Below are 13,031 nucleotides of genomic sequence, written 5' to 3' on the forward strand. Positions count from 1 at the left end.
CGGAGGCGCCGACCGCCTCGAGGGAGTTGTGCATGTCTATAACGTTGATGCGATCAAGCGGCCCGTGCAATAAAGTTCTGTTATGCAGAATCACCCGAAGCCGGGCAGACGCATCACGAAGCCGTCGTACTCGCTCGAGTCCGTGGACAACGCACTGCACCTTCTCCAGCTGCTTCGCGACGTGGGTGCGCTTCGGGTGAAGGACGCCGCGGAGGCGCTCGGCACGGCGCCGTCGACCGCGCACCGGCTCCTGGCGATGCTCGTCTACCGGGGTTTCGCAGTGCAGGACGAGAAGCGCCGCTATCACCCCGGTCCGGCGATGGGTGCCGGTCCGGCGAAACACGGATGGACGCGAGAGCTTGCGGATATCGCCCGTCCGCACATGGAGGCGCTCGCGATGATTACCGGTGAGACGATCAATCTGGTGCTGCGTATCGGGTCCCAGGCGCGCTTTCTCTACACCGCCGAAGCGACAACGATGCTGCGTGTGGGGGACAGGCAGGGTCAGGTGCTCCCTGCGGAGCTCACCGCGGGCGGCCGCATACTGCTTGCCGAACTTCCGCGGCGCACGCTCGAGCAGTTGTACCTCCGTCCTGCGGGGCCACCCACCATCAGCCAGGGGCCGACCGCTGCCGAGTCGGACCGGAGGCTGGCTCCGGGCGAGTTCGAAATCTTCGTCAACGAACTCGAAGCGGCCCGGCGGGTGGGATTTGCCGTGAACGTCGAGCAGACCGAGCAGGGTGTCGCGGCGTTCGGCGTCGCGGTGCGCAACGGTCGCGGCATGGCGATCGCCGCGCTGACCGCGGCGGTGCCCGCCACCCGATATCGCCAGCATCTTCACGGACAGCTCGTGGCACAGATGCGCACCGCAATCCGCGGCCTCGAGGTTGAGGTAGCTCACATCGAGACCTGATATTCCGCAGAAAAGAATCTTGTGTGCTCCGGTGCATCAGACGGCATACGTTGTGAACAACGCCCAACGTGTGTTTCGTTTTGCGAGGAGAAACCATGACCGAGCCCGCGCACGATGCGGAACTTCAGAAGCTCTACGACGACTTCGAGGCCGAGCATCTCGACCCGCTCTGGACGCAGCTCGGCGATCTCATGCCGATGGCACCGACGTCCAAGGCGATCCCGTTCGTCTGGAAGTGGTCGACGCTCTACCCACTTGCGCAGCGCGCCGGCGACCTTGTTCCGGTCGGCCGCGGCGGAGAGCGCCGGGCGATCGCGCTGGCGAACCCCGGACTCGGTGGCGTCCCGTACATCACCCCCACCCTGTGGGCGGCGATCCAGTACCTGGGCCCGAAGGAGACCGCACCCGAGCACCGGCACTCGCAGAACGCCTTCCGCTTCGTCGTCGAAGGCGAAGGAGTGTGGACGGTCGTCAACGGAGATCCCGTCGCGATGCGCCGCGGTGACTTCCTGCTCACCCCCGGCTGGAACTTCCACGGCCACCACAACGAGACCGACCAGCCGATGGCCTGGATCGACGGCCTCGACATTCCGTTCGTCCACTACACGGACACGGGCTTCTTCGAGTTCGGTTCGGACGGCGTCACCGACGAAGGCACCCCGGACATCTCGCGTTCCGAGCGTCTGTGGGTGCACCCCGGCCTGCGTCCGCTCGTCGGACTCGACCGCAAGACCAGCTCGCCCATCGCGTGCTACCGGTGGGAGCACACCGACCGCGCCCTCACCGAGCAGCTTGCCCTCGAGGACGAGGGTTACGCCGCGACACCGGAACCCGGCCATGCCGCGGTCCGCTACACCAACCCGACCACCGGCGGCGACGTCATGCCGACGATCCGTGCCGAGTTCCACCGTCTGCGCGCCGGCGCGCACACCCGTCCCCGTCGCGACGTGGGTTCTCTCGTGTTCCAGGTCTTCGAGGGCCAGGGCCGCTTCGATCTCGGCGGCGCTTCCCACGATGTCGTCAAGGGCGACATGATCGTCGTCCCGTCCTGGGTCGAATGGTCGCTGGAAACCGATGCGGGCATCGACCTGTTCGCGTTCTCGGACGCACCCATCGTGGAGCGTCTGCACTTCAACCGCACCATCATCTCCGAAGGAGCCTGACCCACCATGCGACTTGCAACCCTCCGACTCGACGGCGCAACCGCTGCGGTGCGCGTCGACAACGACTCCACCGCGACCGTCATCGACGGATACGCCGATCTGTCCGAACTGCTGAACGACGCAGACTGGAAGGCCGTCGCCGAGAAGGCGGCCGGCAAGACCGTCGATCTCGCCGATGCCGACTACGCACCGGTCGTTCCCAGCCCCGGCAAGATCGTGTGCGTCGGCCTCAACTACGCCACGCACATCCAGGAGATGGGCCGCGAACTCCCCGAGTTCCCGACGCTGTTCTCGAAGTTCAAGGAAGCCCTCACGGGCCCCTACGACGATGTGATCGTCCCGTCGTACGCCGCCTCGCAGCTCGACTGGGAGGCCGAGCTCGCCGTCGTCATCGGCAAGCAGGCATACCAGGTGTCGGAAGCCGACGCCGAGGAGTACATCGCCGGCTACTCGGTCATCAACGACTACACGATGCGGGACTACCAGTACCGCACGCTGCAGTGGGATCAGGGCAAGACGTTCGAGAAGACCAGCGGGTTCGGTCCGGTTCTCGACACCGACTACCGGCTCGGCACCAAGATCGAAACCCGTCTCGAAGGCGAGGTCATGCAGTCGTCGAACACCAGCGATCTGGTGTTCACCCCGGCCAAGCTGGTGGACTACATCTCGCACATCGTCACCCTCCAGCCGGGCGACGTCATCATCACCGGCACCACCGGCGGTGTGGGCCACGCCCGCAAGCCCGCGCGCTACATCCAGGACGGCAACGTCTGCGAGGTCACCATCGAGGGCCTCGGTTCCGTCAAGAACAAGACCGTCGTCAAGTAGGAGACCGAAGACCGTGGGATTCAACGATCTCGAACTCTCCGAGCGGCTGCTCATCGCGCGCCGTGGCACGGCGTATCTGTCACAGCGGCTCGCGGAGCTTACCGACGACGAACTCGCCGGGCCGACTCTCCTCGACGGGTGGACCCGCCGGCACCTGACCGCCCACATCGGCTACAACGCGGCTGCGTTGTGCCGTCTGATGGATTGGGCTGCCACCGGTGTGGAGACGCCGATGTACGCCTCGACCGAGCAGCGTGCGCAGGAGATCACCGAGGGTGCGACGCTGAGTCCCGCAGCTCTTCGTAACCTGTTCGCACACACTGTCGCCAGGCTCGACGAGAAGTGGCGCAACCTGCCGGAGTCCGCATGGCAGGCGCAGGTGCGCACCGCGCAGGGGCGCCTGGTGCCGGCCGAGGAAACCGTATGGATGCGCACGCGTGAAGTGTGGATCCACGCCGTCGATCTCGACAACGGCGGACGATTCGGGGACTTCCCGAAGGTCGTTCTCGAGTCGCTGCTCGACGACATTGTCGGGATGTGGCGGAAGAAGGACCTCGGTGCGGGGATCGCGCTCGAGATCGACGGTGGCGAGCGCATCGCTGTCGCGCCGGACGCCGAAGCCACGCACACGGTGCGCGGCCAGCTTCCCGCAGTGGTCCGGTGGGCTGCCGGACGCGGCGCCATCGGACTCGACGGAGGAGAACTCACTCCGCCGCGCTGGCTCTGACAACGCGTGACGAGGGCCCTTCCATCGCCGATGGAAGGGCCCTCGCGTCGTTTCGGGGACTAGCGCGGATCCTTCTCGCAGCCGATGCCGTCGTTGTCACGATCGAGTCGCGGAGCATAGCCCGGGTCGTCCCGGTATACGGGTGCGGCCCCGGCGTTCCATGCCTCTGTGCAGTTCTTGAACCCTCCGCTGGGTGCGGGACGCGGCGCGGGCGCGGGTGCCGACTGCGGGGGTGCGGGCGCGGGTGCAGGCGCCGGTGCAGGCGGGGCGGGAGGAGCCAATGGGTTCCACGAACCGCTCGGGACGAGATCTGCAATGCCCACCGGAAGCAGATCGGTGAGAGTGAAAGCGCTGGCAGTGGCCGGACCTGCCACGGTCAATGCCACGCAGCTCAGTGCAGCGGCAGCGAGACGCCGAATCTTCATAATTGCCTTTCGCGTCGGTCTGATCGCCCGAAATGTCCGGACTCGCTACCGTTGTCGGCGCACACCCGTTCCGCGTTACAGGACGCGGCGATCTCGTTGTGAGACAGCCGTCGTGACGGCTCCTCGACTGCGAAGGGCCCTTTCCGCGGTGCGGAAAGGGCCCTGCCCGGAGGGCAGCAGACTAGATGCCGGCTCCGTTCTGCTCGGCGTCCTGCACATCGGTGTCCTGCGGAGCTGGACGTTCTCCGTGGTGGTCACGATGATGCGCGCCGGGTCCTCGTTCGTCGCGGGTCGCGTCGCCGGGTCCGCGTTCCGGCCGGGCCGGAACGTCGCCGTCGTCGATCTCATTGTCCGAACGCGGTCCTCGCGGTTCGTCGGCGTCGCTTCCGCGGTGACCCGGGCGGTCGCCCGGTCCACGGTCGCCGTCACCCGGGCGGTCGCCCGGTCCGCGTTCACCGTCGGGCTGAGCGTCCGGAGCCGGTGCCGAGCCGGGACGGTCGTGCCTGCGCTCGCTGAAGTCGTCGGTCTTCCGGCCGTCCTCTGCTTGCTGGGTGTCTTCCTGGGTCTGTGCGACCACTTCGCCCGGACCTGTGGACTCGTCCGTGGCCACTGCGGTTGCGATCCCCACCGATCCGGCCGCCACGGCTGCTGCCGCGACACCCGCGATGAGCCATCGCTTGTCGATGCGCATTTGTTCCGCACCCCTTTCCTTACTGGTCCGCATTACCGAAGGTAGGAGCCGGAGATGAGACATTCCTGAGAAACGATTGAGGAATGGGAATGCGTTTCTGTTCGGATCGGTTGAGCTGCATCACATCCTGTGTCTCGGGCCACAGCGAACGAGGCCCGCACCGATGGGTGCGGGCCTCGTGATCGGACGGGGACTACGCGAGCGACCTGGCCATGCCGCGCTGCACGGCGGCGATGATCTGGGGGCGCAGTTCGGCGGCGGGAACGATCCGGTGCACCGACCCGACGCGCTGGGCGCGCTGGATGTTGTGGATCGCCTCGAACTCGGCAGCGACCTCACCCAGTTTCTCGGAACGCACTGCGACACGCAACGCCGCGAGTTCCACACCGAGGCGGGACTTCTCGCCGTCTTCTGCAGCCGCGAACCGGGACTCGAGTTCGACGATGCGGGCATCACCGGCGGTGCGCTTGTTGACGTCGCGGGTGAAGACGACCGCGGCAGCGGGAGCGCCGCCGAGCACGGAGGCGAACGAGCCTTCGACGGCAAGAACCTCCATGTTCTCGTTGAGCGCGCCAGAGAACACTACGAAGGCGCCACCGTGGTAGCGGGATACCACCACGAACACGATCGGACCGTCGAAATTGACGATGGCACGGCCGATTTCGGCGCCGTATTCGAGCTGCAGGTTACGCAGCGACTCGGGCGACCCGTCGAATCCCGACAGGTTCGCCAGCACCACGAGCGGCCTGTTGCCGCTGGCGGCGTTGATAGCCCGGGCGGTCTTCTTCGACGACTTCGGGAACAACGTGCCCGACGTCCACTGATCCGGCCCGTCGGTCGGGAACCAGCCTTTACGGGGTATAGCGCGGGACTCGATCCCGATCACGGAGACCGGAGTCCCGCCCAGGTGCGCATCGAACACGACCGAGGTGTCGGCGTCGGCCATGTCGGCCCAGCGCTCGAGCACCGAGTGGTCCTGGTCCACGACCGACCGCATCACGGTACGGATGTCGAACGGCTTCTTGCGATCGGGATTGGTCTCCGACGAGAAGATCTCGCCGACCGTGGTGAAGTCGCTCGACGGGTGGACGTGCGGGTAGACGCGCACGTCGCGGTCGATCGGATCGAGCGACTCCGCTGCACGTGGGAAGCGTTCTCCCGGAGCAACATATGCGTGAGCGTAGTGCGCGAAGAGCGTTTCGACGGCCACGCGCAGGTTCGGTGCCCAGTACTGTGCCTGGCCGTTCGGACCCATCACGCGGTCGTATCCGCCGATACCGAAGTTGTCCTCCGCCGAGACGCCGCCGGAGTAGTCGAGCGACTGCTTACCCGTCAGCACCATCGCGCTGTCCGGGGTCATGACGAGAATGCCCTTGGTGTGCATGAGCATCGTCGCTTCGGCGTTCCAGTACGGCTGGGCTCCGACGTTGATGCCCGCGACGACGATGTTGATCTCGCCACCGTTCTGGGTGAACGTGATGATGCGGCGCAGGCCTCGCGACACCCAGTCCATGTTCTCCGTGCCGGAGTCCATGGAGATGGTGGCGCCCGAGGACAACGCGAACCACTCGACCGGTGCGCCGAGACGCTCGGCCAGATCGATCGCGGCGACCAGGCGGGAGCACTCGGCTTCGGCGACGGTTCCGAGAGCCTTGGTCGGATCGCCGAACAGTGCCACCCGGGTCATTCCCTCGGGGTAGCGGGGCGTGGGGGTGTCCACGATCCCGACGATCAGGCCCGCGGTGTTGCGTCCGTACGGGCGGTCGACCGCCGCGAACTGTCCCTGCTCGTCGAAGTCGTATTCGGTGAAGGTGCCGTCGCTGCCGGTGAGCAGCGGGATCAACTCGTACGGGTAGACGGTGCCGCGTGCACGAGACCGCTGCACCTTCTGGGTGTACTCGTCGAGCGGCTTGAGCGGCTCCTTCGGAGGTTCGGTGACCCGCACGACGACACCGGCCCCGGAGCGGTACGAGAAGCGCAGTGCGACTTCGCGCGGAAGTTGATCCTGGTTCTCGCGCAACCAGCCGATGACGGTGATCTCCTCGAGGCCGGCACCCACGGTCAACGGTGCGGCGCTCCGGGCGATCCGGCGTAGATCGCTCACGTCGAGGTCGACGACGGGCCAGACGTAGAGGACGACACGGTTGGTCTCGAGCCGTCGCCCACCTCGTGCGGCCTGGGCGCGGCGCATCCCGTCGAGCGAACTCGCGAGCGCGCGTTCGAACGCGGGCAGGCTCACGATCTTTCCGCTCTCGTCGCGCTGCTGGGTCAGGTCTCGCACTTCGGTGAGAGCGATGAACCGCTCGTCGGACGGATTGTCCTTCGCCGCAATGTGATAGAGGTACGTGTCCGGGTTGGAAGGCAGGCGGGTGCCGTCGAAGTTCTTCAGGCGCCACAGATCCAGCCGCTGCCCGGTCAAGGGGTGGATGTCGCGAATGTTGCCTTCTTCGGCGTAGCCGGATTCGTATGCGCGGAAAGTGAACACATGTTCTTCGGCGATATCGGTGTGACACACCGTGACGGTCACGCGGCGCGCTCGGGAGATCGTCTCGCGGACGGAGAGAGCAGCGGAGAGCACGGAGGCCTGAGCGTCCGCGTCTGCAGGGGCGTCCTCCCACGCGACATAGAGGTCGATGACCAGATTCTGGATGTCGGGGAGGTCCGAAGCCGATTCCTCGATCGTATCCAGCAGCGACTCGAGGTCGGCGTAGGACGTTTCCGCCGAGATCAGGTAGAGACGCGTATCGCGCAGATCGAAGTTGCCGGTGACGATCTGCCGGCCGTCGACGACACACGAGCGCACGTCTTCGAGGGTCCGGATCTTGTAGGCGCGACGGGTGATCACCTCGAGCAGCGGGCCTGGAACCGTACCGGGCCGCGAAATCTGCTGGGCGAGAAGGTCGACGAGAGGCTCGGGAGTCGCCACGAGCGCGTCGATACGCTGCGTGTAGTCGGCGGCCTGCGGATGTTCGGCGAGGTAGGCGAGCGATCCGCGGACGCCGTCGTAGACCTGCTCGCGCGCTTTGCGGATGACAGGCTCTTCGAAGTAGCGGTAGCGCAGGTTGCGGGCGATGTCACCGATCACCGGGAAACGGACCTGGGTCGCGACGATCAAGCGGTCGAGAACTTCGTTGAGCTCGTGCGAGACTCCGGATTCCATGTCGTCGCGCTCGACCCAGCGGTCGAGCAACGCGGTGACTACCGGTACGTGCGTCTCGATGCGTTCGAGGGCGAGGAACAACCGGTACACCGCGTCCTCGAGATCGTGGTTGCGCTCGAGATCTGTGACGTCGTAGTGGTGCAGTGCGCGCGAGAGACGAGCACGGAAGCTGTCGGGCAGCCCGCCGACCTCGACGTCGAGCGACTGCAGATACCCGTGGAAGAACTCACGCGGACTGTGCACGCGGTCTTCGGTGTGGCGTTCCTCGTCCGTCGGACGGTTGCGCGAGAGTTCGCACACGTCGGCGAACGTGGTCAGCAGCGCCAGTTCGGCGCGGACGAGATCGCACGACTCCACTCCGCCGGAGAGACGCTCGTACTCCGCGAGCAGCGTCGCGGTGCGCTTGGCCGACACGTCGTACCCGGTGATCAGTGCTCCGAGCGAATCGAGTCGTGCGAGAGCGTCTGCGGCGAGGTTGTCGCTGAGAGCCGTTACCGGCGTGGGGAATTGGACGCGCTCGACGGACTCGGTGACAACTTCTTCGACGATCTGGTCGACGCGCAACAGCGGGGCGCCTGCGTCCACCTGCGCGTTGACGACGCCGAGGATCTCGCGGACCCTGCCGGCGAACGGCGCGCGGACAGCCGTCTCCATCTTCATCGACTCGAGAACCACCAGGGTCTGCCCCGCTTCCACCTCGTCACCGACGGCGACGGGCACCGCGACGACGACGGCGGGCGCCGGGGTACGGACGACACCGGCCTCGTCCTGGCTGATCTGGTGGCTGATCCCGTCGACCTCGACGAGGAAATGCGCCGGCCCGGCGATCGAGACGACGTGGTGGCGGCGACCGTCGAGCGTGAGTCGCGACTCGTAGTCACCCAGACGCTCGATTTCGACGTCGAACTCGGAGACTCCGGTGTCGAGGCGGTAGCGGTGAGGACCGACCTGCCCGACGACGAGTTCGTATGCCTGTCCCTGATAACTCAATTCGATCTTGCGGCCGACGGCGTGCCCGGCGCGCGGGCGGCCGCCCCGCGCCGAGGCGAGGAACGCGGTGCGTTCGCGCGCCTCGTCCGCGTCGTACACGTCGACGGCGGTGGCGACCAGCGCGATGTCGGCGACCTTCGTCGGTCCGGTCTCGCTGCCGGCGCCGGTCCGGTCGAGCCAACCGGTGTCGGCGGATGCGTCGACGACCTCCGGCCGGTCGAGCAGGTCGAGCAGGAACGACTTGGTGGTGGTGCCTCCGTCGAGGACGACCGTGGTTTCACGCAGCGCGGTGCGCAGCCTGGCGAGCGCTTCGGCGCGGTTCCGTCCCCACGCGATGACCTTGGCGACCATCGAGTCGTAGTCGGGGGGAATCACGTCTCCCTGGGCGATGCCCGTGTCCACCCGCAGCCCCGAACCGAGGGGGAACTTGAGCAACTGCACCGTGCCGGGAGCCGGGGCGAAGCCGTTGGCGGCGTCCTCGGCGTTGAGCCGGGCTTCGACGGCGTGGCCGAATTCCGGGGGGCACTCTCCGGTCAGGGCTTCACCCGAGGCCACCATGATCTGCAACTTGACGAGGTCGATACCGGTGGTGATCTCGGTGATCGGATGCTCGACCTGCAGGCGGGTGTTGACCTCGAGGAACGTGAAGGTCTTCAGGTGGGGCTGGTAGAGGTACTCGACGGTGCCGGCACCGCAGTAGCCGGCAGCCCGCACGAGGTCGGCGGAGACCTTGCGGAGATGGTCGGATTGTTCCGCGGTGAGCAGCGGGGATGCCGATTCTTCGATGACCTTTTGGTTTTTGCGCTGGATGGAGCAGTCGCGCACGCCCGGAGCCCACACATTGCCGTGTGCGTCGGCGATGACCTGCACCTCGACGTGGCGCGCGTCGGTGACGAGGCGTTCGATGAACACGACGGGGTCGCCGAAGGATCGCTCTGCTTCACCCTGCGTGCGCTCGAGCGCCAGTTCGAGTTCGTCTTCGGCGTAGACCTTGCGGATGCCGCGGCCACCGCCGCCGGATCGCGCCTTGATGATGAGGGGGTAGCCGATTGCCTGCGCGTGACGCCGGGCGTCGGCTCGGGAGTCCACGGGCCCACCGGACCACGGGGCGACGGGCACGCCGACCTTTTCGGCGAGAAGCTTGGCTTCGACCTTGTCGCCGAGCAGGCGCATCGCATCTGCGGACGGCCCGATGAAGGTGATGTTCAGCCGGGCACACAGGTCCGCGAAGGCGGGATCTTCTGCTACGAATCCCCAGCCGACCCAGACTGCGTCGGCCTTCGCTTCGAGGAGTGCCCGCTCGAGTTCGGCGTGGTCGAGATAGGACGTCGCGGCCGTGGTCGAGGGGTGGAGCGTGACCCCCTCGTCGGCCTGACGGACGAACATGGCGCGGCGTTCGGCGTCCGTGTGGAGAGCAATCGTCCTGATGCCGTAGTCGTGTTCGGAGTTGAGCTCCCGGACTGCCCGGATGAGGCGGACCGCCGCCTCACCCCGGTTGACCACTGCGATCCGCTTGAACATACTCGTTGCCACCGTTCTCCATGGTTGTGCGCGCAAGTGACGCGCGTCGGAAGCTCCACCCCGACGAGGAATACAATTTATCCGGTCCTCGGTCCCTGCTCACGAATCCGTAAACGCGAGCGGGAACATCTCTCGGTGACTCCTCGTACATCGTGGTGGTCATGCGTGTGTCGGTCGCCGACGCCACGAGTTCTTTCGACCCGATTCGTCGAACGCGGTGCGAGCGCGCCTCGGTCCTCATCCGGTGGTCGTCGCCGTCGACGACACACACCCCCGTGCGGATGGAAACGCCCCGTACGGCTTACAGCATGGCCGAAACATGAGGCTTTGTCACGTTTGACTCCCGGTATCGGTGTGACCTGCGAAAACGCTTCGGAGGGCGCGGCAGGAGACCTCCTTTGCAGCGGTTTTCGTGCGTGGTCGGAGAGGAATCGGTTCGGGGGAGGCGCGATTGCCCACCCGTACCGCGCGGTAACACCGGCGGGTAACTTGGAGAGCGGGCCCGAGCTTGCTTTGTACTGTCAGGTAAAGCGTTGTGGTGCAACGAGATCTGCTCCGTGGAGGTCGGCGTCGGGACGAAGGGGCCGGCCCGGGCTTCGGATCTGTGACATCGATCACCAATTGGGAATATGGCGCGCGCTCAAGGGAAATGCCCGTCACCGAAGCGCTACCGGGCGTCGGCGGATACAGATATCGTGGCGCTCCGGGCCGATCGCCGTCTGCCGTTTTCTGGAACAGTGGAAGGCAGCAAGGCTTACGAGGAGGCGCAGATGCCCGGATCCGACCGACCCGATGTACCCGGCGAGTTCGAGACACCCGACCGGCGCCGGGAGCGCATCGCGGTACAGGTGCGCCGGTGGTGCGACCGGTGCGTCATCGACGGCAGACACAGCCCGCTCTCCGACGCGGCGGCACTGGCGCTCGCCGCCGGCCATCTCGACGAGACGGCGCGAACGGTGCTTGCCGACCGGCGTCGTGCGGGGCGGCGTCTACCCACCCTCGACGGCTTCGGGGCGTTACGCCAGTTGTGCGACGAGCACACACAGGTGATTGCCCGCATGAGTGGGCAGCGACCGGGAGCTGCGCGGCTCGTTCTCGAGTTCCGTGCAAACGAACTCGGTAAGAAACTGCGCGCCGCAGAACACGCCTTCGTGCATTCACCGTCGCACTACGCGCAGGGTGTGCGCGCGGTACGCCGGGACCGTCGCGACGGTCTCCACTTCGAACTCGATCAGCGCGAAGCCTTGTTCGCGGCACTTCTACGGACTCCGGCGCCTCTACCGGTCGCGCCCACCGAGCAGGCGCGCGGGGCTGCTCTGTCCATTGCGGTGGACCGGGTAGCGCGATGGTCGGAACGCACGCCGGTCGCCGACGCCGGCCGTCGCGCAGCGGACATGATCGCGCGCCGGATGCCGGAGGACGACGACCGGTTCGTCGACCGGTACGACACCCTTCTGTTCCTCGCCGGCTCGCTCTACGACAGGATCGAGTCGTCGGCCGCGTGGCGCTCCGAGTACTTCGCGGTGCAGCGTGCCCAACTCGATCTCGCCGAGGAGATCACGCAGATAGCCGTCGATACCGTGGCGCTGCGCGGGCTGCTCGCGGAACTGCGTGCCGCGCTCGGCAGCGTCTCCGGCGAGGGCGGTGCGTCCGCACGCGCTGCGCTGGAACAGCGGGTCGCGTCCCTCGGTCCTGTGTGGGACCAGCTTCTCGCGCGCGTGGCAGCACTTGCCAGGATCGGCGACCTGCTCGGAAACGCGGAAAGCCGGATGAACATGGTCGACGTCGCGCGCCGGACCGCGAGTCTCGACGACCGCATCGACGATCTCATCGGCCGGTCGGGCGCGCGTGAACTCTCGGCCGAGAACACGGACTTCGTGGGCGACCAGTTCGGGTCGGCCGCGGAACTCATGGGCTCGCTGCACACCGCGCTCGGGAGCGACATCGCCGAACTCACCCGCAAGGACTGACCGTGTCCGTTGTGTCCGATCACAGCTTTTGGAGGCAGGGCAGGGGCGCGCCACCCAGTCCTTGAAATGTGAGAGGGCTCACTGGTGCAAATGTCCGATTCGGTGGTAGCTTCCTCGCGTTCATCTGGGGTCGGACGACGGGGGTGGCGTGGGTGGTTGTACGGCGGGTGTCGGTGGGGATAATGGTCGGGATCGTGGTGGCGTTCGCCGCCGGATGCGGAGGGAACACCACCGTGTCGGTGGTGGACGATCCAACGCTGGAATCGGCTTTCGGGGCCGTGCTCGCCGAAGGGCAGGAGCGCACTCTCGGTGATCTCGTGCAGGCGGCAGACCTGCAGGTCGAGGACTGGGACCGCATGTACTACTTCCGCGTGCCTCTGCTGATGAGCGAGGTCAACCGCATACTCGGCACATCGGGTGTCGTGTGGCAGGGCCTACCTACCGTCGGTGCGGAAGGAATGATGGTGTTCATGTCCGAGGGCCGCGTGGTACACGCCGTCGTCGACCGGTCGCCGGCGCTCGCTCTCAGCGGGTTCGCAACCGCCGACTCGGTGGTCCGTCCGGACACCTCGGGTGGGTTGGAAAAGGTCGGCGTAGAGGCCAAGGGCAGATAAGACCGGGCATCACGTTTGTCCGGATCCGG

Annotated in this window: 9 protein-coding genes; 6 read left to right on the forward strand and 3 right to left on the reverse strand. The window is 66.5% G+C overall.

Annotation, left to right across the window (positions count from 1 at the left end):
- Positions 1 to 82: 82 nt before the first annotated feature.
- From RDCOP1_RS10120 to RDCOP1_RS10135, 4 genes are all read left to right on the forward strand, one after another.
- Positions 83 to 913 carry an IclR family transcriptional regulator gene (locus RDCOP1_RS10120; protein WP_072700001.1) on the forward strand — a complete coding sequence of 277 codons (831 nt, stop codon included), beginning with the start codon at positions 83 to 85 and terminating at the stop codon, positions 911 to 913.
- A 95-nt stretch (positions 914 to 1,008) separates the two neighbouring features.
- Complete coding sequence (locus tag RDCOP1_RS10125) at positions 1,009 to 2,076, forward strand: cupin domain-containing protein (RefSeq protein WP_072700003.1); 1,068 nt, start codon at positions 1,009 to 1,011, stop codon at positions 2,074 to 2,076.
- Positions 2,077 to 2,082: 6 nt separating this feature from the next.
- Positions 2,083 to 2,904 carry a fumarylacetoacetate hydrolase family protein gene (locus RDCOP1_RS10130; RefSeq protein ID WP_072700004.1) on the forward strand — a complete coding sequence of 274 codons (822 nt, stop codon included), beginning with the start codon at positions 2,083 to 2,085 and terminating at the stop codon, positions 2,902 to 2,904.
- 13 nt (positions 2,905 to 2,917) lie between these two features.
- Positions 2,918 to 3,631: a maleylpyruvate isomerase family mycothiol-dependent enzyme gene (locus RDCOP1_RS10135; RefSeq protein ID WP_072700006.1), complete on the forward strand. Its 714-nt coding sequence runs from the start codon at positions 2,918 to 2,920 to the stop codon at positions 3,629 to 3,631.
- 59 nt (positions 3,632 to 3,690) lie between these two features.
- Here RDCOP1_RS10135 and RDCOP1_RS10140 read toward each other — a convergent pair whose 3' ends face one another.
- From RDCOP1_RS10140 to RDCOP1_RS10150, 3 genes are all read right to left on the reverse strand, one after another.
- Positions 3,691 to 4,056, reverse strand: coding sequence for an excalibur calcium-binding domain-containing protein (locus RDCOP1_RS10140; protein ID WP_072700008.1), 366 nt, complete (start codon positions 4,054 to 4,056; stop codon positions 3,691 to 3,693).
- 181 nt (positions 4,057 to 4,237) lie between these two features.
- Positions 4,238 to 4,747 carry a hypothetical protein gene (locus tag RDCOP1_RS10145; RefSeq protein WP_072700010.1) on the reverse strand — a complete coding sequence of 170 codons (510 nt, stop codon included), beginning with the start codon at positions 4,745 to 4,747 and terminating at the stop codon, positions 4,238 to 4,240.
- Positions 4,748 to 4,940: 193 nt separating this feature from the next.
- Positions 4,941 to 10,418 (reverse strand): ATP-binding protein, encoded by a 5,478-nt coding sequence (locus tag RDCOP1_RS10150; protein WP_072700012.1) that lies wholly within the window; start codon positions 10,416 to 10,418, stop codon positions 4,941 to 4,943.
- A 770-nt stretch (positions 10,419 to 11,188) separates the two neighbouring features.
- On the opposite strand from RDCOP1_RS10150, the gene RDCOP1_RS10155 reads away from it, so the two are divergent.
- Both RDCOP1_RS10155 and RDCOP1_RS10160 read left to right on the forward strand, forming a co-directional pair.
- Positions 11,189 to 12,388 carry a hypothetical protein gene (locus RDCOP1_RS10155; protein ID WP_072700423.1) on the forward strand — a complete coding sequence of 400 codons (1,200 nt, stop codon included), beginning with the start codon at positions 11,189 to 11,191 and terminating at the stop codon, positions 12,386 to 12,388.
- Positions 12,389 to 12,540: 152 nt separating this feature from the next.
- Positions 12,541 to 13,002 (forward strand): hypothetical protein, encoded by a 462-nt coding sequence (locus tag RDCOP1_RS10160; protein ID WP_231922977.1) that lies wholly within the window; start codon positions 12,541 to 12,543, stop codon positions 13,000 to 13,002.
- Positions 13,003 to 13,031 lie beyond the last annotated feature (29 nt).

Source organism: Rhodococcus coprophilus NBRC 100603, assembly GCF_001895045.1.
GTDB lineage: Bacteria > Actinomycetota > Actinomycetes > Mycobacteriales > Mycobacteriaceae > Rhodococcus > Rhodococcus coprophilus.